A 23,455-nucleotide genomic window follows, 5' to 3' on the forward strand; every position below is an offset into this window, starting at 1 on the left:
TGCTCAATCACCGATTAGCCTTGGCATTTGAGCACCTCTTAACCCATTTAACTTGCTGCTCGTTAGCTTGTATATCGAGGCTTGGCTCAAACGAAGCTGCAATTACGCAGTCTGAAGGTATATACTCTTCAAGTTATTGTTGAAAAGAGCGAATACTTTGTCTCAACCAAGCAGAATTACCTTTGTCACGGCTAACTTGTTTAATTTTGTCGCACCTCCTGATGCCTACTATGATTTCGAAAACATCTACTCGTTAGAGCAATGGCAAGACAAACTTGCTTGGACGCAACGCCAAATTGAAAAACTCGAAGCTGACGTGATTGGCTTACAAGAGGTGTTCAGTATTGAGCAAACTCGCGCATTCTTTTCAACCTTCGGCTACCCCTACTTTGCGACCGTTGACACCCCACATGTAGAGGATGAGTACATTTACTCAAGCCCTGTTGTGGCAATCGCATCTCGATTTCCAATCGAAAAAGTACAAGCGGTAGAATTTGACTTAGCAACGCTTGAGCCTTTTGGAGTGAATGTTGCTCCAGAGTTCAGTCGCAAACCTATCTATGCGCAAGTGATACATCCTGTACTCGGCCATATCGCCGTTTACGTAACGCACTTAAAATCTCAACGCCCAGCCGACTCAGAACAACCAGAAACCTCTAGCACGATTATTGGGCGCTGGTTATCCACCCAGCAAAGAGGTTGGGAAGCTGCGATGTTAAGAGACGCGATGCAAAAAAGGTATAGAAAGGAGCCAATGCCAACGGTGTTAATGGGTGATATGAATCAACCTATCACTCCAACCAGTGTTAATAGCGCATTGGTATCTAATACTGGTGACAGCGTCACTGAATTGCAATTCAAAGATGGATGGTCATTACAAAGTGACGCTCTGAAGGATGAACGCCCCGCTACGCATTATCATTTTTCCACTGGGAATGTGCTCGACTATATCTTGCTCTCTCAAGAGTTTGACACCTTATCAGATATATCGGTTGCCGAGGTTGTTGACTATCAGGTGTCTAACCAACATCTGATCAACCCGATTTATGACAGAGATAAAAACGCCAGCGACCACGCATTTGTGGCGCTGACGGCTGAAGTAAAGCTTTGAGCAACCTATTTAGTGGCGTTTTACAATTTTACGTGGAATCAATTCAACGCCCGGTTTATAACGTTTGGCGGAAGCGTTGAGTGCTAACTCCATTGCGCTGTCCGCGATCAACTCAAATTGTTGAGGTAAAGAGTTGATTTTCACTGGCAAGAAGTCCAGCAGTCGATTATCACCAAACGTCGCTAGGCGAACTTTGCTCATGAGTTCTGGCTTTTCGAGCATCACATCCAACACACCTTCTAACAGTGTGTATGACGTTGTGACAATGGCATCTGGCAGCTCGTTCTCTGCTAGCCATCTCTCTAAGACTTTCTTACCTTCTTCTCGGGAGAAGTGCTGCCCATAACCCACTGTTGCCGTTTTGCCACCTTGTTGAGAAGCGGATCGAAAACCGAGCTCACGCTCTTTTGAAACTTGAAGGTCTTGCAATGCACCGATTAAGCCAATGGACTTTATATCCTCGGACAGTACTGACTGAGTGAGTTCAAGTGCGGCGTCAAAATCTTCGCTGATGACACAACAAAAGTGCTCATCATCCATTGGGCGGTCTAGCGCGATAACTGGCGTACCAGAATTTTGCAACTTAAGATAATACTCGTTTGCAGTGGGCATACCACTTGCCACAAACAACGCATCAATGCGACGACTGACTAACGCTTCCGCCACCTTTTGCTCTGTATCAGGATCATCATCAGAGCAGCCAATTAAAATTTGGTACCCTGCTTTACGCGAGTTTTGTTCAATCAGTTTTGCAAGACGCGCATAACTGGTGTTTTCTAAGTCTGGGATGATAAGCCCAAATGAGCGTGAATTACCTGCTCGCAAAGAAGACGCCGCATGATCTGGCTTATAATTGTATTCTTCTACAACGGCCATCACTTTCTTCTGAGTCTTCTCGCTGATGCGGTATTTCTGCGCTTTTCCGTTAATCACATAGCTTGCAGTTGTCTTAGAAACGCCTGCTAATTTGGCTATTTCATCCAGTGTCATATTCTAAACCTTATTCTGTGCGCGCGATCATATTAATACATCAACGATCTTTCGATAAGTTGAATTATAAGCTGAACCGATTCAGTATAAAAGCTGAAAGGATTCAGCAAAACTTAAAAATTGACGTAAATCACCCGAATACACAACAAACCAATTTGTGAGCTAGGCTATAGGACAGCGACAAAGGCTCGTTTGTTAACGTCAGTTTTTAAAACAGTTTTTCTGAGTCTTTTAAAAAATTTGCCAACAAGCTGAATCGATTTAGCTTGAAAGATAAAAAGGTTTGAGGAGTGATAATCGCTCAGAAGAAGCGGCGTTCAACTTCTCACACAGAATACATTTTTAAATTGATACCTTAAGGCTGGAGAAGCACCATGCTTAAGCTAAATAAGAACGACATTACCCTCTCGCAATCAGCGACAGATAAGTTTGAAGCAATAAAAAGTATTGCTCATAGCCTGACTGATAAAGGCCTAGTTGAGCACGGTTACGTGGAAGGCATGCTAAACCGTGAAAACCAAAACTCTACGTTTTTGGGGAACGGTATTGCCATCCCGCACGGTACAACCGACACTCGTGCAATGGTGAAAACAACGGGTGTTGCTGTGCATCACTTCCCACAAGGTGTCGACTGGGGTGATGGCAATACTGTGTTCGTCGCTATCGGCATTGCAGCTAAATCTGATGAGCACCTTGGCATTCTTAAACAGCTAACGAAAGTGCTAGGCGCTGACGGCGTAGAAGAACGCCTACGTAATGCAAAAAATGAAGACGAGATTATTGCCCTGCTCCACGGTGATGTTCAGCTTGAAGCAGACTTTGACGCCTCTTTAATTCAACTTATGTTCCCTGCGAGCGATATGCTACAAATGAGTGCTGTTGCTGGTGGTCTTTTGAAAAACACGGGCTGTGCTGATAACGAGTTCGTCGCAGATCTCGTTACCAAAACACCAACTCACTTAGGTAATGGCCTTTGGTTAATTGGCAGTGACAAACATGTAACTCGCACAGGCGTGTCATTTGTCTCGACGGCAAACGACTGCGAATATGAAGGTCAAAAAGTGCGTGCACTTGTCGCGTTTGCGGCATGTAACAATGCTCACCAGCCTATCCTAAAAACGCTTTCTAATATCGTGTTTAACAATGAGCACGGCAAGCTTTTAGATGCATCAGTAGAACAGATTCTTGCTTTGTTTAAAGGTGAAGAAGTCACAGCCGCATCCTCAGAAGAAGGCAATACCGCTGTATTTAAAATCAAAAACTCTCATGGTTTACATGCTCGTCCGGGTGCAATGTTAGTGGCGGAAGCGAAAAAATTTGAATCCACTATTCGCGTTGCCAACCTAGACGGTGATGGCAAAACAGTAAACGCGAAGAGCCTAATGAAAGTCATTGCGCTTGGCGTTAAGCACGGTCATCAACTTCAATTTACTGCGGAAGGCCCTGATGCACCGCAAGCCTTGGAGTCTATCGGGAATGCTATCGCTTCTGGCCTTGGTGAAGGTTAAGGAGCCGATATGACGAACAAAACAAGTAAAGTTGTCACTATTACGCTCAACCCGGCATTAGATTTAACAGGTTCAGTAAATGAGCTAAACGTTGGTTCCGTGAGCCTAGTGCAGCAAAGCAATCTCCATGCTGCAGGTAAAGGTGTCAACGTAGCAAAAGTGTTGAGCGATTTAGGCGCAGATGTCACGGTTACCGGCTTTCTCGGTAAAGATAACCCTGAGCTATTCCATCAGCTTTTCAATGACATCGGCGTCAAGAACGAGTTTGTAGAAGTACAAGGTGCAACTCGTATCAACGTCAAGATCGTTGAGGCTAATGGCAACGTTAGTGACATTAACTTCCCTGGTGTTCAAGTAACGGCTGACGAAATTGCTCGCTTTGAGGAGACGCTATTCCGTCTCGCAGAGACTCACGATTACTTTGTGCTTGCGGGTAGCTTACCTGGAGGCGTAACCGCCGAACAATGTGCTGCGTGGATAAAAGCACTGCATCAACAAGGCAAAAAGGTGTTGTTCGACAGCAGTAAAGCCGCATTGAAATCAGGTATTGAGGCTCACCCATGGTTGATTAAGCCTAACGATGAAGAACTTGGTGATTTTGTTGGCGAACACCTAGAAACGCCAGAACAATGCCAAGCCGCCGCGCAAACACTCAGTGACAAAGGCATCGAGAACATCGTGGTTTCCATGGGCGCTGACGGTGTGATGTGGCTAAACCAAGGCGAATGGCTTCGTGCACAACCCCCTCGAATGAATGTGGTAAGCACCGTTGGCGCTGGCGATACGCTAGTTGCTGGCTTGTGTTGGGGCCACATGCAACTGATGCCGAAAAACGATTTATTGCGCTTCGCTACTGCACTTTCTGCTTTGGCAGTTAGTCAAGTCGGCGTAGGGCTAACCAGTCAGGAAGAACTGGAGAACATCAAGCTGCAAACTGAAGTTAGCGAGCTTTACCCTATTACAAACTTAGAACAAAACTAAGGAACAGAAGGTTATCGTATGAATATTGCCATTATTACTGCCTGTCCGAGCGGTGTTGCAAATAGCATCCTTGCGGCAGGGTTACTAGAACAAGCAGCCGCAAAATTAACCTGGAATGCAAAAATCGAATGTCAATCAAGTGTGGTTGAACCTACACTGCTGACGGAAGCTGACGTTGAACAAGCAGAAGTCATTATCATTGCGGCAAATACTAGCGTGGATACGTCTCGTTTCGTAGGGAAAAAGGTTTACCAAGCGGAAATCAGCGAAGTAGCAAAAGACGCAACTACGTTTCTCCAGCAAGCGGTTGAAAACGCCACTTTACTTGAAAAAGCAACCACACTTGCAGCCCCTAGCACTGCTGAAGCAACATCAGCAGCGAAGAAAATTGTCGCAATCACCGCTTGTCCTACTGGCGTTGCGCATACCTTTATGGCAGCAGAAGCGCTAGAAGAAGAAGGCAAACGCCGTGGCCATCAAATCAAGGTGGAAACTCGTGGTTCAGTTGGTGCGAAAAACCAACTGACAGATCAAGACATCGCAGACGCTGATCTAGTGATCATTGCTGCAGATATCGAAGTGCCACTTGATCGCTTCAACGGCAAAAAGATGTACCGCACGAAAACAGGCCCAGCTCTGAAGAAAACAGCCGAAGAGATGGACAAAGCATTCGAGCAAGCCACGATTTACCAACATTCAGGTTCTGCAAATTCTGCTTCGGCAGCAGACGAGAAGAAAGGCGCTTACAAACACTTGATGACAGGGGTATCGCACATGCTGCCTGTGGTTGTCGCTGGTGGTTTGATCATCGCCCTATCGTTCGTGTTTGGTATTGAAGCATTTAAAGAAGAAGGCACGCTAGCAGCAGCGCTGATGAACATTGGTGGTGGCTCTGCATTCGCATTGATGATTCCTGTTCTTGCGGGTTACATCGCGTTCTCAATTGCTGACCGTCCGGGTCTGGCTCCTGGTCTTGTTGGCGGTATGCTGGCAAGTTCAACGGGTGCTGGTTTCCTAGGAGGTATCGCAGCTGGCTTCATTGCCGGTTATGCAGCGAAGCTCCTTGCGGACAAAGTAAAACTCCCACAATCGATGGAAGCGCTTAAACCAATTCTGATCATTCCATTTGTAGCAACACTGTTCACTGGCCTTGTGATGATCTACATCGTAGGCGGTCCAGTATCTGGCATCATGAACGGCCTGACTGACTTCCTAAACAACATGGGATCTGACAGTGCAGTTCTGCTAGGTATTATCCTTGGTGCGATGATGTGTTTCGACCTAGGTGGCCCAGTAAACAAAGCCGCTTACGCATTTGGCGTCGGTCTATTGGCTTCGCAAACTTACGCGCCAATGGCAGCAATCATGGCAGCTGGTATGGTTCCTGCGCTAGGTATGGGTTTAGCGACCTTCATTGCGAAGAACAAATTTGAACAAAATGAACGTGAAGCAGGTAAAGCATCTTTTGTATTGGGCCTGTGTTTCATCTCTGAAGGCGCAATTCCATTTGCCGCCAAAGATCCAATGCGTGTGATTCCATCTTGTATGGCAGGTGGCGCGCTTACTGGTGCCCTATCTATGCTGTTCGGTGCAAAATTAATGGCACCACACGGCGGTCTGTTCGTACTGTTAATCCCTAACGCCATTTCACCAGTGTTAATGTACTTAGTGGCTATCGCAGCTGGTACAGCAGTAACTGGCTTTACTTACGCTTTCTTAAAAAGCAAAGCAGAAGCCAAACAAGAAGTCGCGGCATAAACAGAATTACACCGCTTAACAATGCCACCCTCGAATTTGGCATTCAGCACCTCCCTTTAATTCCGGTTAAGGGAGGTGTTTTTTATTCCGCAGCCGGAACGGCAACAATGTCTACTTCCCCACTGTTCATATCCACGGTAGCTTTATAAGTACTATGCTGATCACCGTAATGTTTAAAGGTGAAGTGGTATACGTTGGCCGGCGTCCACAAAGTTTTCGAATCAGCGGGCATAATGTCATAGCCATCTTGCTGATAAAGCTCTGTCGCCATTACATTCGCAATTGCCGCCTGCTGGTTTGAGTCACGATCCACCTTTGGCTCCAAAGAAGGGTTACTCGGGTAAGATTCACCGTTGTAACTCATGAGTCGATATGAGCCATTACTCCAAACGATGAAATCTTGCCAGCCATTGCTGTAACTATCTGCAAGTACAATCGGCGTGCGAGTTATAGACATTCGATTGATAACGTTCCCCTCGTTATCAAACATATAAGCTGCACAACCACCGCTGCCACAGAAATAACGGTCTTGTAGCAATACAATGTGTTCTGCATTGCCATCGCTGTTTAAGTCGGCGCTACCCGATATATAACGTAGATTGTCTTGTTCGAGTGAAAGCCCTTCAGGCGCTAAAACCTTGTTATCAATCCAGTTGGAGATGACTTCAGTGCTAACGCTATTGATTTTAGGAACGGCTTGCTTAGCCTCTTCTGTAGTCATACTGTCTGTCGTAGTACAGCCGACCAAGGTGAAAGAACCGACGAAGAAGAGTCCGTGTAATACGCGCTTGTTCATGTTATCTCGCTCTTTGATGTATCGTTCCATCAGTATACGCATGATTTGCATTGCATTCGTAAGAAAATCATTAGAATCAAGTAAATGAATGGGTTGGTGTACATTGGTAAGATCAAAAAAGCCCTGAAAAAAACCTTCAGGGCTAGGCAGGAAGCTGGCAAATAGCCAGGAGTCCCTATGCAGTGGTCGGTTTTACCCTAAACAGAATCGCAAACATCACTGGCACTACAATCAGTGTCAGTACTGTAGCAAAACCAAGACCTGCCATAATCGTTATTGCCATCGATCCAAAGAAGGCATCGAAGACGAGTGGAATCATCCCCAAGATGGTCGTCAGAGCAGCCATACTTACCGGACGAACACGACTGATCGCACTATCGACAATCGCGAGGTAAGGCTCTTTCCCTGATTCCAACTCAAGGTTAATTTGATCAAGCAACACAATACCGTTTTTCAAAATCATGCCACTTAGGCTCAGCAAACCAAGGAATGCTGTAAAGCTGAACGGCATATTAGTGGTAAGCAAACCAAAGGCAACACCAATGATCGCCAACGGCACGGTGAACCAAATGACCAACGGCTTTTTAATTGAGTTAAACAGCAAAATAGTAATGATGAACATCAACAAGTAACCCATCGGCAACGAACCAAACAGACCTTCTTGCGCATCTTTCGATGATTCATACTCACCACCCCATGTGATTTCGTAACCTTCTGGAATATGCAGTGCCATCACTTTAGGCTGCACACGCGCAAACAAGCTTGCCGCCGTGTCGTCGCTCAACACATCGTGGTCAGCAAGCACAGTTAACGTGCGCTTGCGGTCACGACGCTGAATTAGCGGCTCGCTCCAATCCAATTTAACGCCATCAATCACTTGGTCGACCGGAATATACGTTTGCAGTGATGGGCTCCAAATGGTCACGTTTTGTAGTGATTCAAAGTCCACGCGTTCTTCTTCAGGAAGGCGCGTCATAATTGGCAACGTGTGTGTACCATCACGTAAGTAACCCAACGTGCTACCACCAAACGCCATTTGCAGTGTGCTTGAAAGATCTTCTTTCGAAATGCCCAAGCGACGAGCTTTAGACTCATTGAAAACAGGCACAAGCTCCTTAGTACGCTCTCGCCAATCGTGACGAATGTTTCGGGCACCAGGGTCGGTATGAAGGATGTCTTCAACTTGCACTGCTAAATCACGTAAAACTTGCGGATCGGGACCAGTAATACGCGCTTCGATCTTAGACGCTGGTGAAGGGCCAAATTCCATCAATTTAAATTGAAATGTCGGTGCATCAAACGTCTTCGCAAGGTTAGCGTCTAACTTGTGCAACAAACCGAACATGCTCTCACGATCAGTGGCGCGAACTTGGAACTGGGCGTACGCTTCGTAGCTTTTCTCTGGCTGGTAAGTCAGAGCGAAACGCTGCAAACCCTGCCCAATTGAAGCAGAAACAAAGTCAATATCGTCTTGCTGACGAATGTAGCTTTCCACTTCTTCGGCTTTTTTGATCGTTTCGCGGATGTCCGTACCTTCTGGCATCCACATATCAACGTAAAACATCGGCGTGTTCGATGGTGGGAAGAACTGCTGTTTTACATTACCAAATGCCAAGACAGCACCCACTAATAGCGCGACCATGCCAGCAACCGTGAGCCAACGGAATCGCAGTGCGAATTTCAGCGATGCGCCAAATACAACAAACAGCCAACCTTTATAGGGATCTTCTTCGTTGGTATCTTGGCCCTTGCCCTCTTCTTTCAACAATAGATCTGCGAGGAATGGCGTCAGCGTAATAGCGGTAATCCAGCTCAAAAATAGTGAGAAACACAGCACCCAGAATAGAGAGCCCATGAACTCACCCGTTGCATCTTGCGACAAACCGATAGGTGCAAAAGCCGTAATCGCAATGATGGTTGCGCCAAGCAAAGGCCACTGTGTTTGCTTTACAATATCGACGGCCGCTTGAACTTTAGTGCGCCCTTTTTTTAGGCCAACCAAGATGCCTTCCACGACCACAATCGCGTTATCAACCAGCATACCCAGAGCAATAATTAACGCGCCAAGAGAAATACGGTGCAGCTCGATATTGTTGTAGTTCATCAAGATGAAGGTACCGAACACCGTCAATAACAGCACGACGCCAATGATGACACCACTGCGTAATCCCATCGTAAACAGCAGAACGATGATAACGATCGCCACAGCCTCTGCTAGGCTAATCACAAACGCTTTAACGGACTCATCCACTTCATTGGCTTGGTTGTAAAAGTAGTTCATATCGATGCCAGCAGGCTTGATAGACTCAAGGCTCGCAAGCTCCGCATCCAAACGTTCGCCAACCTCAACCACGTTCACACCTGACGCAAACGAGATACCGATATTAATTGCTTTTTGACCGTTAAAGAGTACGACGTTGCTTGGCTTCTCTTGGATACCACGAGAAATCGTTGCTACATCTTTTAGACGAATTAGGTTCCCAGTGTCACGACCATGAATGATCAAGTTTTCTAGCGCTTCTACGGTGTTTAAGGTACCACTTGGACGAATGACAAGGCTTTCGCCATTGACCATCACTTCCCCTGCTGAAACCACATTATTTTGTTGGTTCAACAAGCTCGCAACCACGTTCATGTCTAAGTTCAATGCCGCAAGGCGGTCAAGAGAGATCTCAACAAACAGCATTTCTTGTTGATCGCCCGTGATATCCACCTTTCCTACGCCATCAACCAGCTCGATTTCACGAGTCAGGTAATCAGCATAGCGTTTTAGCTCGACATAATCGTAGTCATCGCCAGTGAGCATCAGCATCACGCCATAAACGTCACCGAAATCATCAATGATCTGCAAAGATTGTACGCCCTGAGGCAAAGTTGGTCGCAAGTCATTAATTTTACGGCGCATTTCATCCCAAATTTGCGGCAGTTCATCAGGACCATAGTCCATTTCCATACTGACCGTGATTTGAGACATACCATCAGAAGACGTAGAGGTAATTTTGTCTATATAAGGGAGTTTTCGAATCTCTTTTTCTAAAGGGTACGTCAGCTCTTCTTCAACCTCTTTCGACGTCGCGCCAGGGTATGTTGAAATGATCATGGCATCTTTAATCGTAAATGCCGGGTCTTCTAGTCGCCCAAGCTCCAAAAACGACGTTAGACCACCAACAGCAAGGATAATAATGAACAACCAGCTGATGACTTTATTTTTTATTGAGTACTCAGCAATGTTCATTATTGTTTATTCTCCACAACATCCACATGTTTACCTTCACGTAATTTACGTAGGTTTGAATTAATCAGAACGTCGCCTTGCTTAACTCCTGACGACACAATGGCTCCGTTGCCATTCACTTGGGAAATCATCACAGGCACCCGAGTGACAACGTCACCCTCTTTTTTCCATACAAAGAACTCATTCTCTTCGCTGCCCGCTTGAAGCGCCGTTACTGGAATACTGTAACCATCGATGGAGGTAATCCCCGCCTTAACCATATCGACCAGAACACTGACGCTGGTTCCCGGTAGAATCTCTGCTTTTGGCTGTGGCATCGTCAAATACATTTCGTAAGTTTGAGTTTCGGAGTTAGGCTCACTTGTGTGCTCTAAATAGTCCAAAGCAAATGTGTCACTAATGCCGGAGAAGGTTGCTCTAGGCTTGTAACTCATGTTGTCTGAATTTGGGTCCACCATAGCGAGAACATTGTCGGAAAGCTCAATACGCACGTACACCAAATCGTTTTGATATAGATTCAACACCGGCTCCCCAACTGCCACACGTTCAAAACGCTCTTTAAAAACGTCAGACACTTTACCGGCGAACGGGGCAAATAAACGGGTGTAGTTCAATTGATTGGTGGCGTTATAGAAATTAGCCTCTGCCAACTCTTTATTAGCCGTTAGCTCATCAAGCTCGGCCTTTGAGATCATCTGACGTGCGTGTAGGTCTTCGCCGCGTTTGAGCTGACGAATCGCCAGTGTATATTGCGCTTCTGCGTCATTTACGGCTTGCTTTTCTTTACTGTCATCCAACTTTGCGATCATTTGGCCTTGCTTAACAACGTCGCCCGCTTTCACCAACACGTGTTGAATTTCTCCCGCGCGGCGGAATGCCATAGGTGTTTGCTCTGCTGGTACAACTATTCCTTTAAAAGCTCGATATTGGCTTTGTACCGGCGCATCCACAGAGATAGTCGACACAAAAAGCGGCTGCTCGACGACAGCTTGGTTTTCATTTTTGCAACCCGTTAAAACTGCAAGCGCAATTGCAGAGATCGTAAATAGAGATCGTTTCATTAAATGCCTCCCTCACGAACCCAAGCTTTCACGACTTGTCCTTCGACCAGTCGCTCAACGCCAGCAACAACAACGTAATCATTGTTATCAAGCCCTGCTTTCACACCTCCAGCGGCATCAAGAGACACTGTGACTTTATTAACTTGCTGTGTGTTTCTGTCCATTACCCACACTTCGCCTTGCGTCTCTTTTTTGTTTACCCAAGCGGATTGAGGCAACGTCATCGCGTCCGATAGATGTTGTTTAGCTATGTGTACCTGCCCTGTCATACCTGTTAGCAAATTGCGATCTTCTGGTCGAGTGATGGTTACGATCGCCTCATAACTGTTGGTATCGACATTTGGCTGAGTCGAAATTTCTTTAAATTTTCCAGGGATACGTTTTCCTGGCTCGCTATCCATCGTCACCCACATATCGGAATTTTGCAGTGACTCAAGTGATACAGATTCCGCATAACTTACTGGCAGTGTGAACGACACATCTAAGGTCGTGTTATCGATAAGATTCAGGATCTCTTGCTTCTCTGCGACCACTTGAAACGGGTTGACATAGGTGTATGACACGATGCCATCAAAAGGTGCGTGAATCTTGGTATAACTCAAATCTGTTTTGGCTTGTTCGTAGTTTGCCAATGCCGCTTTATATTGAGTTTCTTTCTGGTCGTACTCATCTGTACTAATCAGCTTTTTTCCATAAAGGTTTTTCGCGCGCTCCCATTGCGTTTTTGCTAACGCGAATTGTGCTTGAGAGGCGTCTAACGCAAGCTGAAGATCTTTAGGGTCTAACGTTGCAAGCACTTCACCTTTTTTTACCTCTTGGCCCATGCGAACAAGTAATTCATCGACCTCACCACCAACCTGAAAAGAAAGCTGTGCGCGATGTGTCGCATCAATACGCGCTAAAAAGGCATGCGAGTCTTCAACTTCTAGATCTTTCACCGCCAGTAATTTTACAGGTTTGATTAAAGGTTCAGACGGCTCGGAAATGGCTTTGTTACACCCAGTTAGCATGCCAGAGAGACTTAATGTCACCACAGCACCAACTAAAGTGCGCTTTAAATATTGTTTTCGCACCCGCTTTCTCCGTAGGTTTTATATATTACACAGTCGTGCAGTATATTCAGAATTTGAAATTGATCAACATATTTTCCAGGTGGAAAGCAAATTAATTAGTCAAAGCGTCCGGTTTCTGGTAAAAGTAAGCGCGTTGATTAATATTCGGGAAAATTCGAACTATGAATGAAAGAAAGCAGGGGCGTAGAAGTGCTGAAGCCGCAGAACAAACTAAGTGTCTGATCCTTAAGGTGGCAGCAGATATGTTTTGTGAACTTGGTTACGAGCGTGTCTCACTGCGCAATATCAGTGAAAAGGCTGGTGTTTCACATAGTTTGATCCGTCACCACTTCGGCAGCAAAGAGAAGATTTGGCAAGCGGTTAGCGACGCGATGGATGAATTCATGCAGTGCTATATGGCTGAATTAATCAATGAGATGCCTGAGAACACACCTTCGAATAGAAAAATTTATCTGTTCATGGTTCGCATGCTGGCATTTGCGCTCGTTAATCCTCACCCAGTACAGATGATCGCTGATGCTATTCGCCAAGGCGATGATGGTGCCCTGCTGCAGTATTTCTTAAAGTCAAAAGATGAGTTTGCTGCGATATTTACCGGAATTTTTGAGCAGTACAACAGTGAAAACCCTAACGCCCAATTTGATCAGTGGGAATCAAAGTGGCAGATGTTGATTTTTGCACATGGTGCAATCAGTCTTACTCCGATGATGCAAGAGACATGGCCTGACATCGCTGATAATCGCGAAGAAATGCTGATCAAACATTGGGAGCTGTTCAATACGATCATGGCGTCTCAGTTTGGGATTGCAAAAGAAGACATGATTCATCCGGAAAAACTTGAAGATATCGTTATCGACATGTGTTGTACAATCGACAAAGCGGTCGGATAAGGCTGCAGAAACTACGATAACTTCCAAGCGTATATATAAAGCCGATATACATAAAAATGCCGAGCTAGAAAGCTCGGCATTTTTGCTTGTTTCTTGCCTCGCGAATACGCGAAGAATGACAATAATGAGTAACCTAACCGCGGTAGTAACGTTGCGGTACAAACGGCATTTTCTCAACCGTCATTGGTAGCATTTTTCCGCGTACTTCAGCGAACAATTCAGTACCAATCGCAGCAAGATCAGCACGCACATAACCCATTGAGACAGGCTTACCTGCATTTGGACCCGCAGTGCCGCTGGTGACAACGCCAATTTTAACGCCATCAGCATCAAACAATTCCGCGCCTTCACGGACTGGTGCTTTAGTTTGGCCGACCAAACCGACACGCTTGCGCGCCACATCTTTGGTCTCGATCTGCTTAAGAATAATATCCGCACCTGGGAAACCACCTTCACGTTCACCGCCGATACGACGAACCTTTTGGATGCCCCATAACAAGCTTGCTTCTACAGGCGTAGTTGTTGTGTCTAGGTCATGACCGTATAGGCAAAGACCACACTCAAGACGAAGTGAATCACGAGCACCAAGGCCAATCCATTCAACTTCCTCTTCCGCGGTCAGTTTACGTGCGAGTTCTTCTGCCTTGTCAGCAGGAACCGAGATCTCGTAACCATCTTCGCCAGTGTAGCCGCTACGAGAAACAATGCATTCGGCGCCTAAAATATCGACTTTACGAATATCCATGAACAGCATGTCAGAAACTTCTGAGGCAAAACGCGCCAATACAGCTGCCGCTTTAGGACCTTGGATCGCAAGCAGAGCACGGTCTTCGATAATTTCTAACTCAACACCAGATGGCAAATGCGATTGTAGGTGTGCAATGTCTTGTTCTTTGCATGCCGCGTTCACAACCACAAAAAGATGATCGCCTAGATTAGCTACCATCAAGTCGTCCATGATGCCGCCCTCTTCATTAGTGAAGAACGCATAACGCTGTTTACCAGACTCAAGATCCACAATATCCACTGGCACTAATGTTTCTAGGAACGCAGCTGCACCGTCACCGAGTAGGCGAAGTTGTCCCATATGAGAAACATCAAACAGACCTGCCGCATCACGAGTGTGTAAGTGTTCCTTTTTTACGCCTAGAGGATACTGAACAGGCATATCGTAACCCGCGAACGGGACCATTTTGGCACCAACTTCAACGTGAAGTGCGTGTAGTGGTGTTTTCAGTAGTTCTTGAGTCATTTTCGTCTCCATTTAGATAGACCCGAGAATGCTATCGGCATTCGATGTGTTTCCAATAATAAACATGGCTCATTCTATTTTGCACGAACAAGACGTAGATCGACTTGCAAAAGTGTGACTCTTAACATTTTAATCACAACAAATCGTACAAAAAAAGCGCTTTAATGAGTGTATTCTCATCAAAAAAGCGCCTTTTCATCATAACGACCACCAACAGCAATCGTTTGCTTTCACTATAGGAAATTTACAACTATTTATCACTATTTGGCTGTCACCCACAAAATGTGCGCATCTTCCTCGCTAACACTGGTCAACATATGTCCCATGTTCGCATCGTAATAGACGCTGTCGCCCTCGCTTAGAACGACAGGTTCGTAGAACTCAGAATAGAACATGACCTCACCAGATAAGATAAGCAGAAATTCTTCACCATCATGACGAACCCAGTCTTTATATTCATCAAAACTGCGAGCACGAATTTGGCTCTTAAACGGCATCATTTTCTTATTGGAAAGTTGAGTAGCAAGCAGCTCATGTTCATAAGTTTGCGTTGGGTGTGGTTTGCCTTCATTCTTCTTGGTAACATCCCTACGCCCTGTCGCAACCTTTTTTCTAGGTGGCTCAAAGAGTTGCGGCATATCAATTTGTAAGCCAAGCGCCAATTTTTGCATTGCTTGAAATGTCGGAGAAATCTGCTCATTTTCTATTTTACTCAGCGTAGAACGAGCAAGCCCTGTTCGCTGACTGGCTTCTTCTAGTGTAATACCAAGTTTTGAGCGGATATCCTTGATACGCTGACCCAGCTTTAATGGCTCGATATTTTGATCATTTTGCTCTTTCGCTAACGTCATCGATGGGTATTCATCGTAAATACTTTCTGCCATAAATCCCTCTATAGATATCCTTATTTTTGTCCTACTAGCATTGTGCATGAAGCACATAGTGGATAAAAGTCCACCAAGTGAATTAAACCGTGCTCTTGTTAACAATTTTTGAAATCTTGTTTCCTATAGGAAATTTTTGGTTGATTGTTCCCGCCGCAGGCGCTATGTTACCAACTTGTTAGATGTAGAGATGCATATTTCCGTAAGAGATTGGTAAAGGAAACACGCAATCCGACGGAGTTTTTGCCCACATTTAGGGCCGGATGTTCACTCTGTTCTGCTATGCAGTTCAGCTGTTTTGAGGACAAATGAACCACAACCGCAAATCATAATTCATCTATTGCGGGTTCATTTTAAGATTTGGAAGGTCAACTACCATGAATAAGAGTTACCCTAACCACAGCTTGGAAAACTTTTTCTCTACCAACCTCTCTGCGACAGATGATGCTGTCTTTGCTGGAATTCAGGCGGAATCCGCTCGCCAAAACGAACAAATCGAACTTATCGCTTCTGAGAACATTGTTTCTAAAGCGGTAATGCAAGCTCAAGGCACATGCCTAACAAACAAATACGCTGAAGGTTATCCAGGTCGTCGTTACTACGGTGGTTGTGAGCACGTAGATACAGTGGAAGCCATTGCTATCGAACGCGCGAAAAAACTTTTTAATTGCGAATACGCAAACGTTCAACCTCACTCAGGCGCTCAAGCAAATGGCGCGGTGAAACTGGCTCTTCTTCAACCAGGCGACACCATTCTTGGCATGTCTTTGGACGCTGGAGGTCACCTAACACACGGTGCACGCCCAGCCCTTTCTGGTAAATGGTTTAACGCAGTTCAATACGGCGTTGATCGCGAAACACTAGAAATCAACTACGACGACGTTCGTGCACTTGCAGTAGAACACAAACCAAAGATGATCATCGCGGGTGGCAGTGCTATTCCACGCGTTATCGATTTTGCTAAGTTCCGTGAAATCGCTGACGAAGTTGGCGCAATTCTTATGGTCGATATGGCGCACATTGCTGGCCTTATCGCAACAGGTGCACACCCTAGCCCATTGCCACATGCGCATGTTGTGACAACCACAACACACAAAACATTGCGTGGCCCTCGCGGCGGTATGATTCTTACTAACCACGAAGACATCATTAAGAAAATCAACTCCGCCGTATTCCCTGGCCTACAAGGCGGCCCACTGATGCACGTTATCGCAGCAAAAGCGGTTGCATTTGGAGAAGCGCTTGGCCCTGAATTTAAAACTTATATTGATTCGGTGATCAATAACGCAAAAGTCCTAGCGGAAGTATTGCAAACTCGCGGTTGCGACATCGTAACTGGTGGCACAGACACGCACCTAATGCTGGTTGACCTTCGCCCTAAAGGCTTGAAAGGCAACAAAGCAGAAGAAGCTCTAGAACGTGCTGGGATCACATGTAATAAAAATGGCATCCCATTCGATACAGAGAAGCCTATGATTACATCGGGCATCCGTTTAGGAACGCCTGCGGGTACAAGCCGCGGCTTTGGCGCTGAAGAATTCAAACTCATCGGTAATTGGATTGGTGACGTACTGGATGGTTTGGTGAACAACCCAGAAGGTGACGCAGACGTTGAAAAACGCGTTCGCAAAGAAGTAAAAGAACTTTGCAGTCGCTTCCCTCTTTACCAATAAACGATTTTTTAAAATCACAATAATTCCTGACAAGTTATTTGGAGATTAAGCAATGGACAAAACACTGAAGTTTACAGATAGCCACGAGTGGGTACGTGACAACGGTGACGGCACAGTAACACTTGGTATTTCTGAGCATGCGCAAGAAATGTTGGGTGACGTAGTATTCGTTGACCTACCAGACGTAGAAGACGAAGTAGAAGCAGGTGAAAGCTTCTCTTTGGTTGAGTCTGTAAAAGCAGCGTCAGATATCTACTCTCCTGTTACCGGTGAAATCGTAGAAATCAACGAAGAACTAGAAGACAGCCCAGAGCTAATCAACGAAGAACCGTACGAAGGTGGTTGGATTGTGAAAGTGAAGCTTTCAAACCCATCTGAGTTGGATGACTTAAAAGACGCGGAAGAATACCTAAACTCTATCGAAGAAGAGTAATTAGGATGTGACGAAAGCTGTTCCCTAGCCTGTTTAGAGAGCAGCTTTTTTTCTAGGTTCGGACGTATAATTAAATGTGTCACTAACGACCATTTCCGTTACCCGAGCCAAGGAGTAGGTAAAGGACAATGACTGAATTACTTCAAAGCCTCAGCACACAAAATGAGTTCGTTGGACGCCACAACGGACCAAGCAAATCAGACCAACAAAAAATGTTGGATGCCATCAACGCGGTAAGCCTTGACGCCCTCATCGAAGAAACCGTGCCTGCACAAATTCGCCTAGAACAACCAATGACGTTGGCAGAAGCGAAAAGCGAAGCAGACATGCTAGTGACGATGAAGCAGTTTGCTAAACAAAACCAAATTAAACGTACATTCATTGGCCAGGGCTACTACAACACGTTTACTCCAAACGTCATTCTACGTAACGTGCTAGAAAACCCTGGCTGGTATACCGCTTACACACCTTACCAACCTGAAATTTCTCAAGGTCGCTTGGAAGCCCTTTTAAACTTCCAACAAATGATCATCGACCTAACTGGTATGGAAATCGCGAACGCCTCATTGCTAGACGAAGCAACAGCGGCAGCAGAAGCAATGACTCTGTGTAAGCGCGCAGGTAAGAGCAAGAGCAACGTATTCTTTGTGGCTGACGATGTTCACCCACAAACGCTAGAAGTAGTAAAAACTCGTGCAAAATTCATCGGCTTTGAAGTTCTGGTTGGTTCGCTAGAATCCCTACCAGAGCAAGACGTGTTCGGCGCATTAGTTCAATACCCAAGCACAACAGGTGAAGTTCGTGACCTAACGGACATCATCGCAAAAGCGCAAGCAAACAAAACGCTTGTCACTGTTGCGACTGACCTGCTTGCTTCTACCCTATTGAAACCTGCTGGTGAAATGGGCGCAGACGTAGCAATCGGTTCTGCACAACGTTTTGGCGTTCCTGTGGGTTACGGCGGTCCACATGCGGCATTCATGGCAACGCGTGACAAACACAAGCGTACCATGCCAGGACGTGTGATCGGTGTTTCTATCGATACTAACGGTAACCAAGCACTGCGCATGGCAATGCAAACTCGTGAGCAGCATATCCGCCGCGAAAAAGCGACATCGAACATCTGTACCGCTCAAGCATTGCTAGCGAACATGGCGTCTTTTTACGCGGTTTACCACGGCGCAGAAGGTCTACGCACTATTGCTCGCCGTACACACCATATGACTGCGATTATCGCCGCAGGCCTAACCAAAGGCGGCTTTGAACTTGCTCATAACAGCTTCTTCGATACCATCACCATCAACACAGGTTCAAAAACAGAAGAGCTTTACGCAAAAGCACTTTCAGCAGACATCAACCTACGTCTACTACCTGGCAAGCTAGGTATTAGCTGTGACGAAACAACCACGGTCGCTGATGTAGAAGCACTATTTGCAGTCTTTGGTGTAAAAGAAGACGTAGCAGCACTATCGACGGAAATCGCAGGCAATGAGTTTGCGGCAATTCCAGAAGCGCTACGCCGCACAACAGAATACCTGACTCACCCTGTATTCAATACGCACCATAGCGAAACGCAAATGATGCGTTACCTGAAACAGCTAGAGAACAAAGACTTCTCGCTAACGCACGGCATGATCCCACTAGGCAGCTGTACGATGAAGCTGAACGCAGCAGCAGAGATGATCCCAATCACTTGGCCAGAGTTTGGTTCTATCCACCCATTCGCGCCAGCAGAACAAGCGGCGGGCTATGCAGCACTAGCGAAAGATCTAAAAGAGAAGCTTTGTGAGATCACAGGCTACGACGCGTTCTCACTTCAGCCAAACTCTGGCGCATCGGGTGAGTATGCAGGTCTTATCGCGATTCAACGCTACCACGAAAGCCGTGGCGAAGGTCACCGCAATGTATGTTTGATCCCAAGCTCTGCACACGGTACTAACCCTGCAACGGCGTCTATGGTGTCAATGAAAGTTGTGGTTGTTAAGTGTGATGAAGAAGGCAACATCGACATCGACGACCTAGCAGCGAAAATCGAGAAGCACAAAGACAACCTATCAAGCATTATGATCACTTACCCTTCTACGCACGGCGTTTACGAAGAGAAAGTGAAAGAAGTGTGTGAAATGGTTCATGCCGCTGGCGGTCAGGTTTACCTAGACGGCGCTAATATGAACGCACAGGTTGGTCTAACATCACCAGGCTTCATCGGTTCAGACGTTTCTCACCTAAACCTACACAAAACCTTCTGTATCCCACATGGTGGTGGCGGTCCGGGTATGGGTCCTATCGGAGTGAAATCTCACCTAGCGCCTTTCCTACCAGGCCATATTGAAGACGGCGTAGAAGGCGAAGATTTTGCAGTATCAGCAGCAGATATGGGTAGCGCTTCTATCCTACCGATCTCTTGGGCTTACATCGCAATGATGGGCGAAGCAGGCCTAACAGATGCAACAAAAGTAGCAATTCTGAACGCAAACTACGTGATGGAAACACTTCGCCAACACTACCCTGTTCTTTACCGTGGCAAAAATGGTCGTGTAGCGCACGAATGTATTATCGACATTCGTCCACTGAAAGAAGAAACAGGCATCAGCGAAGAAGACATTGCGAAGCGTCTAATGGACTACGGTTTCCACGCACCAACTATGTCGTTCCCTGTAGCGGGCACGCTAATGGTTGAGCCAACGGAATCGGAAGATCTAGAAGAGCTGGACCGCTTCTGTGATGCGATGATCGCTATCCGCGAAGAAATGGAAAAAGTGAAAAACGGTGAATGGCCACTAGAGAACAACCCTCTCGTTAATGCGCCACACACGCAAGTTGACCTTTCTGCTGAAGAGTGGGACCGTCCTTACTCTCGCGAGCTTGGCTGCTTCCCTTCTAAAGCGACCAAATCTTGGAAGTACTGGCCAACAGTAAACCGCGTAGATAACGTATACGGCGACCGTAACCTAATCTGCTCGTGCCCAAGCATCGATAACTACGAAGATTAATTTTTGGCAGCATCTAAATAGACAAAGGCGAACCGTTTGGTTCGCCTTTTTGTTTTGGGTGTGCCGTCCTAACATTTGTTGATACATCGTGGAGGAATGATGGCTAGTTATTGTTTGCACAAAAGTGATTTAGAAATATTGTGACTTCTGAGAACCTTAGAATTAGCACTAATATCTCAGAACCTTAAAAGCTTGTTGGATACTCCTCATGAACACTATGTTATGCAGGTGCTGTGTAGTTTCTCAGTTCAGTTGCAGTAAGTCCCATTTATTACCATAGAGATCTTGGAACACCACCACTGTCCCGTATTCTTCCACACGAGGCTCTTCATTAAATACAACACCATTTTTCTTCATCAACTCGTAGTCACGCCAAAAATCATTAGTTTGCAGAAACAGGAAAACACGACCACCTGTTTGATTTCCTACTGCATGCGTTTGCTCCGGGGTACTCGCTTGAGCTAAAAGTAGGTTTGTACCATTGGAGTTTGGAGGAGAAACTTGAACCCAGCGTTTACCACCACCTAGGTTGGTATCTTCAACCAGAGTGAATTGAAGTTTTTGAGTATAAAATTCGATAGCATCGTCGTAATTTTCAACGACTAGAGCAATGCTTCCGATTTGCTGCTGAACAGTTTTGGCCATGATGATTTCCGCTGTGTCAAAACGCTAATTGTACGCTAATTTGAGACTTTTCTAGAAAGCACGTAACGCCTTGCAAAAGTGTAAGGCACACAATACGAATGTTTATGCATAGCATCAAATAGACATCCTTTTTCGCTTTCTTCGTTCACTCCTTTATCTAACTTTATTGAGAGCATGTCGAAAATCTTCAATCTTTTGCTAAGAGCGTTTCTTATTATGTGAAAAACAGAGGAGAATGACCATGAAAAAACGACTCAACTATATTGAAGTGGCGCCAAAGGCAATAGAAATCCTATACGCTCAGGAAGCTTACTTCCATGAACAATTTAGCCAATCAGAAACCATGAACATGATCATATGGGAACTGGTTAAGTTACGCATATCGCAAATCAATCAATGTGCATTTTGTATCGACATGCATAGTAAAGATGCGCTTAAGTTAGGTGAAAAGCCGGAACGCATATGGGGGCTTAGTGCGTGGAAAGATATGCCATTCTACAGCGATGCAGAACACGTTGCACTAGGCTGGGCTGAATTACTAACTGCTGGCCTACCAGTAGATGATGATACCTATCAGCTGACCTTGAATACCTTCGGAGAAGAAGCTATGGTCAATCTAACAATTGCGATCAACGCGATCAATAGTTGGAACCGAATAGTTAAGGCATTTAAGCCAAAGGTTGGAGACTATAAGCCTAGATAATTCTATCTGACAGTTTTTACTTATAAGTCACTGCTTATTCCTCAGCTTAATATGATGAAAAGTTCATGTGTATCACTTTCTCATTTAAGTTGAGGTTAAATAGGATGATTCATTTGAACTTAGAATTTGATATTTTAAAACCTCAAAGGGCTTTAGCTGGCTATGTTCAAGCCATTTGGTCAGCATCCGTCAAACCTGATACGACGCAAACCGTACGTAAACAATTACTCAGTGATGCTGGTACAGGTGTGGTATTCATTTTACAGAATGAAGTACAAATGGATGGTGAATGGCATGCGCCGGGGGTTGTCCTACTACCTGTGAGCATTCTGGCACATCAAGTCTGCCTACCGCCAGGTGCGGTGATGACTGGCGTACGCTTTCATCCTGCAGTTGGTTATCAACTATTTGGTAAACGCCTAGAACAGCTATTGCGGATTCAAGATGTTCACCCTTTGGCTTCTTCTGCGCTAGCAACATTTGAGTCTCTGCAAACAGCGCGTTCGCCGTCTGCAAGGATTTCTACGTTGTATCGCTGGGTTCAAGCACTGATTGAGAAATATGAACCACAGTACGTCGGCCACATCATTGACCAGCCTGCAGGGACGCTCAGTCAACGCCAGAGAGAGCGCAATTTTCAGAAATGGTTGGGGATTACTCCTAAACATTACCAACGTATTAAACGAGTGAAGCACACTTTAGAACTACTCCGAGCTCAACCCGATCTTACTTTATCGGAGTTGGCGCTGGAGCAAGGTTTTTCCGATCAAGCACACATGACTAGAGAGTGTAAGCAGATTGCGCGCATGACACCGAAGCAGTTTGTCCGAAAGAGAAATCTCTAAACCTTATTAGCTTTGTACATCAAGCCCAGTTGATTCAGAATCGACCAAGTACTTGTTATAATATTCAATCATATATCACCTACTTTTCAGATCGCTCATTCCAGCTTGATGTGAATTTGTTAGCTCGCTTTTGATGCCGCGTGCTGTTCTACCATAAACGCGATCACTTCTTCGTTTAAGCAGGATTTGCTGATGTATTGGCGCTGTTTACCAAGGTGAAGGATAAAGCCCAAATCAGTTTGTTCCAGTTGGTCGATTTCATTCCATGCGAGGCTGCGGTCAACTTTACCGCTTTTGTAGCGCACACCATCTGCGTTAACTTGAAATACTACTTTGCTGCCACGGCTTGAGCTTATGGTTTGACGCCAAAGCCACCAAGTTCTTTTGAAGTAAACGCTACACGCTTCAATCACACTCAATACGATAAAGAACCAACCGACATAACCGTTAGGTAGCAGTTCAAACTCTAATAAGACCACACCAAAGATAAGAAACAGTATCCCTTTTAAGTACGCTTGTGGGAACTTCGTTGGCCGGCTAGTTTGATCATAACACTCGGCAAAGAAAGGTTTGTCGAGTATGTATTCTGTAGTGAATTCGAAATCTTTAGACATGTATGGTTAC

At 45.6% G+C, this 23,455-nt stretch carries 19 protein-coding genes; 10 read left to right on the forward strand and 9 right to left on the reverse strand.

Features of this window, described 5'->3' with window-relative positions:
* Positions 1-157 precede the first annotated feature (157 nt).
* A complete protein-coding gene (locus tag F7Y48_RS09580) occupies positions 158-1,111 on the forward strand; it encodes an endonuclease/exonuclease/phosphatase family protein (RefSeq protein WP_316683693.1) in 954 nt (317 codons plus the stop codon).
* A gap of 9 nt (positions 1,112-1,120) precedes the next feature.
* Here F7Y48_RS09580 and cra read toward each other — a convergent pair whose 3' ends face one another.
* Positions 1,121-2,101 carry a catabolite repressor/activator gene (gene cra, locus F7Y48_RS09585; RefSeq protein WP_006742265.1) on the reverse strand — a complete coding sequence of 327 codons (981 nt, stop codon included), beginning with the start codon at positions 2,099-2,101 and terminating at the stop codon, positions 1,121-1,123.
* 374 nt (positions 2,102-2,475) lie between these two features.
* Between cra and fruB the strand changes: the two genes are divergently transcribed.
* The 3 genes from fruB to fruA are packed head-to-tail and all read left to right on the forward strand — an operon-like array spanning position 2,476 to position 6,348.
* Positions 2,476-3,609: a fused PTS fructose transporter subunit IIA/HPr protein gene (fruB, locus tag F7Y48_RS09590; protein WP_182036323.1), complete on the forward strand. Its 1,134-nt coding sequence runs from the start codon at positions 2,476-2,478 to the stop codon at positions 3,607-3,609.
* A 9-nt stretch (positions 3,610-3,618) separates the two neighbouring features.
* Positions 3,619-4,590, forward strand: a complete 972-nt coding sequence (pfkB, locus tag F7Y48_RS09595; protein WP_316683696.1) for a 1-phosphofructokinase — start codon at positions 3,619-3,621, stop codon at positions 4,588-4,590.
* Positions 4,591-4,608: 18 nt separating this feature from the next.
* Positions 4,609-6,348 carry a PTS fructose transporter subunit IIBC gene (fruA, locus tag F7Y48_RS09600; protein ID WP_248379816.1) on the forward strand — a complete coding sequence of 580 codons (1,740 nt, stop codon included), beginning with the start codon at positions 4,609-4,611 and terminating at the stop codon, positions 6,346-6,348.
* A gap of 82 nt (positions 6,349-6,430) precedes the next feature.
* On the opposite strand, the gene F7Y48_RS09605 is transcribed toward fruA, so the two are convergent.
* The 4 genes from F7Y48_RS09605 to F7Y48_RS09620 all read right to left on the reverse strand — a co-directional run bounded on the left by F7Y48_RS09605 (position 6,431) and on the right by F7Y48_RS09620 (position 12,513).
* Positions 6,431-7,144 carry a hypothetical protein gene (locus F7Y48_RS09605; protein WP_182036414.1) on the reverse strand — a complete coding sequence of 238 codons (714 nt, stop codon included), beginning with the start codon at positions 7,142-7,144 and terminating at the stop codon, positions 6,431-6,433.
* A 175-nt stretch (positions 7,145-7,319) separates the two neighbouring features.
* Positions 7,320-10,379 carry an efflux RND transporter permease subunit gene (locus F7Y48_RS09610; protein ID WP_316683698.1) on the reverse strand — a complete coding sequence of 1,020 codons (3,060 nt, stop codon included), beginning with the start codon at positions 10,377-10,379 and terminating at the stop codon, positions 7,320-7,322.
* Positions 10,379-11,440, reverse strand: a complete 1,062-nt coding sequence (locus F7Y48_RS09615) for an efflux RND transporter periplasmic adaptor subunit (RefSeq protein WP_048625001.1) — start codon at positions 11,438-11,440, stop codon at positions 10,379-10,381. The genes F7Y48_RS09610 and F7Y48_RS09615 overlap by 1 nt, the downstream gene beginning before the upstream one ends.
* Complete coding sequence (locus F7Y48_RS09620; protein ID WP_104970664.1) at positions 11,440-12,513, reverse strand: efflux RND transporter periplasmic adaptor subunit; 1,074 nt, start codon at positions 12,511-12,513, stop codon at positions 11,440-11,442. The genes F7Y48_RS09615 and F7Y48_RS09620 overlap by 1 nt, the downstream gene beginning before the upstream one ends.
* Before the next feature lie 161 nt (positions 12,514-12,674).
* Between F7Y48_RS09620 and vdeR the strand changes: the two genes are divergently transcribed.
* Positions 12,675-13,403: an efflux transporter transcriptional repressor VdeR gene (gene vdeR / locus F7Y48_RS09625; RefSeq protein ID WP_316683699.1), complete on the forward strand. Its 729-nt coding sequence runs from the start codon at positions 12,675-12,677 to the stop codon at positions 13,401-13,403.
* A 133-nt stretch (positions 13,404-13,536) separates the two neighbouring features.
* Here vdeR and gcvT read toward each other — a convergent pair whose 3' ends face one another.
* Positions 13,537-14,655 carry a glycine cleavage system aminomethyltransferase GcvT gene (gcvT, locus tag F7Y48_RS09630; RefSeq protein ID WP_225461077.1) on the reverse strand — a complete coding sequence of 373 codons (1,119 nt, stop codon included), beginning with the start codon at positions 14,653-14,655 and terminating at the stop codon, positions 13,537-13,539.
* Positions 14,656-14,915: 260 nt separating this feature from the next.
* Positions 14,916-15,539 (reverse strand): helix-turn-helix domain-containing protein, encoded by a 624-nt coding sequence (locus F7Y48_RS09635; RefSeq protein WP_005395176.1) that lies wholly within the window; start codon positions 15,537-15,539, stop codon positions 14,916-14,918.
* Positions 15,540-15,916: 377 nt separating this feature from the next.
* Between F7Y48_RS09635 and F7Y48_RS09640 the strand changes: the two genes are divergently transcribed.
* The 3 genes from F7Y48_RS09640 to gcvP all read left to right on the forward strand — a co-directional run bounded on the left by F7Y48_RS09640 (position 15,917) and on the right by gcvP (position 20,638).
* Positions 15,917-17,212: a serine hydroxymethyltransferase gene (locus F7Y48_RS09640; protein WP_005395177.1), complete on the forward strand. Its 1,296-nt coding sequence runs from the start codon at positions 15,917-15,919 to the stop codon at positions 17,210-17,212.
* A 52-nt stretch (positions 17,213-17,264) separates the two neighbouring features.
* The gene (gene gcvH, locus F7Y48_RS09645; protein ID WP_046876056.1) at positions 17,265-17,645 is read left to right on the forward strand and encodes a glycine cleavage system protein GcvH; all 381 of its coding nucleotides are present in this window, start codon (positions 17,265-17,267) and stop codon (positions 17,643-17,645) included.
* A 128-nt stretch (positions 17,646-17,773) separates the two neighbouring features.
* Entirely contained in the window at positions 17,774-20,638 is a 2,865-nt protein-coding gene (gene gcvP / locus F7Y48_RS09650; protein ID WP_316683701.1) for an aminomethyl-transferring glycine dehydrogenase, read from the forward strand.
* Between the two features lie 243 nt (positions 20,639-20,881).
* On the opposite strand, the gene F7Y48_RS09655 is transcribed toward gcvP, so the two are convergent.
* Entirely contained in the window at positions 20,882-21,283 is a 402-nt protein-coding gene (locus tag F7Y48_RS09655; RefSeq protein WP_258505262.1) for a VOC family protein, read from the reverse strand.
* A 241-nt stretch (positions 21,284-21,524) separates the two neighbouring features.
* Here F7Y48_RS09655 and F7Y48_RS09660 point away from each other — a divergent pair, with 241 nt between their 5' ends.
* Both F7Y48_RS09660 and F7Y48_RS09665 read left to right on the forward strand, forming a co-directional pair.
* Positions 21,525-21,986 (forward strand): carboxymuconolactone decarboxylase family protein, encoded by a 462-nt coding sequence (locus F7Y48_RS09660; protein ID WP_046876053.1) that lies wholly within the window; start codon positions 21,525-21,527, stop codon positions 21,984-21,986.
* Positions 21,987-22,090: 104 nt separating this feature from the next.
* On the forward strand, positions 22,091-22,831 hold the full coding sequence (locus F7Y48_RS09665; protein WP_258505263.1) for a helix-turn-helix domain-containing protein: 741 nt from the start codon (positions 22,091-22,093) through the stop codon (positions 22,829-22,831).
* A 119-nt stretch (positions 22,832-22,950) separates the two neighbouring features.
* On the opposite strand, the gene F7Y48_RS09670 is transcribed toward F7Y48_RS09665, so the two are convergent.
* Complete coding sequence (locus F7Y48_RS09670; RefSeq protein WP_258505264.1) at positions 22,951-23,445, reverse strand: YcxB family protein; 495 nt, start codon at positions 23,443-23,445, stop codon at positions 22,951-22,953.
* Between the last annotated feature and the right edge of the window lie 10 nt (positions 23,446-23,455).

The sequence above is a fragment of the Vibrio sp. 2-1-2a genome, assembly GCF_032648565.1.
Taxonomy (GTDB): Bacteria; Pseudomonadota; Gammaproteobacteria; order Enterobacterales; family Vibrionaceae; genus Vibrio; species Vibrio diabolicus.

Bases quoted from the DNA above. Each gene is read 5' to 3' on its own strand.
- cra (WP_006742265.1), bottom strand. From the start codon at position 2,101: ATGACACTGGATGAAATAGCCAAATTAGCAGGCGTTTCTAAGACAACT.
- fruB (WP_182036323.1), top strand. From the start codon at position 2,476: ATGCTTAAGCTAAATAAGAACGACATTACCCTCTCGCAATCAGCGACA.
- pfkB (WP_316683696.1), top strand. From the start codon at position 3,619: ATGACGAACAAAACAAGTAAAGTTGTCACTATTACGCTCAACCCGGCA.
- fruA (WP_248379816.1), top strand. From the start codon at position 4,609: ATGAATATTGCCATTATTACTGCCTGTCCGAGCGGTGTTGCAAATAGC.
- F7Y48_RS09605 (WP_182036414.1), bottom strand. From the start codon at position 7,144: ATGAACAAGCGCGTATTACACGGACTCTTCTTCGTCGGTTCTTTCACC.
- F7Y48_RS09610 (WP_316683698.1), bottom strand. From the start codon at position 10,379: ATGAACATTGCTGAGTACTCAATAAAAAATAAAGTCATCAGCTGGTTG.
- F7Y48_RS09615 (WP_048625001.1), bottom strand. From the start codon at position 11,440: ATGAAACGATCTCTATTTACGATCTCTGCAATTGCGCTTGCAGTTTTA.
- vdeR (WP_316683699.1), top strand. From the start codon at position 12,675: ATGAATGAAAGAAAGCAGGGGCGTAGAAGTGCTGAAGCCGCAGAACAA.
- gcvT (WP_225461077.1), bottom strand. From the start codon at position 14,655: ATGACTCAAGAACTACTGAAAACACCACTACACGCACTTCACGTTGAA.
- F7Y48_RS09635 (WP_005395176.1), bottom strand. From the start codon at position 15,539: ATGGCAGAAAGTATTTACGATGAATACCCATCGATGACGTTAGCGAAA.
- F7Y48_RS09640 (WP_005395177.1), top strand. From the start codon at position 15,917: ATGAATAAGAGTTACCCTAACCACAGCTTGGAAAACTTTTTCTCTACC.
- gcvH (WP_046876056.1), top strand. From the start codon at position 17,265: ATGGACAAAACACTGAAGTTTACAGATAGCCACGAGTGGGTACGTGAC.
- gcvP (WP_316683701.1), top strand. From the start codon at position 17,774: ATGACTGAATTACTTCAAAGCCTCAGCACACAAAATGAGTTCGTTGGA.
- F7Y48_RS09655 (WP_258505262.1), bottom strand. From the start codon at position 21,283: ATGGCCAAAACTGTTCAGCAGCAAATCGGAAGCATTGCTCTAGTCGTT.
- F7Y48_RS09660 (WP_046876053.1), top strand. From the start codon at position 21,525: ATGAAAAAACGACTCAACTATATTGAAGTGGCGCCAAAGGCAATAGAA.
- F7Y48_RS09665 (WP_258505263.1), top strand. From the start codon at position 22,091: ATGATTCATTTGAACTTAGAATTTGATATTTTAAAACCTCAAAGGGCT.
- F7Y48_RS09670 (WP_258505264.1), bottom strand. From the start codon at position 23,445: ATGTCTAAAGATTTCGAATTCACTACAGAATACATACTCGACAAACCT.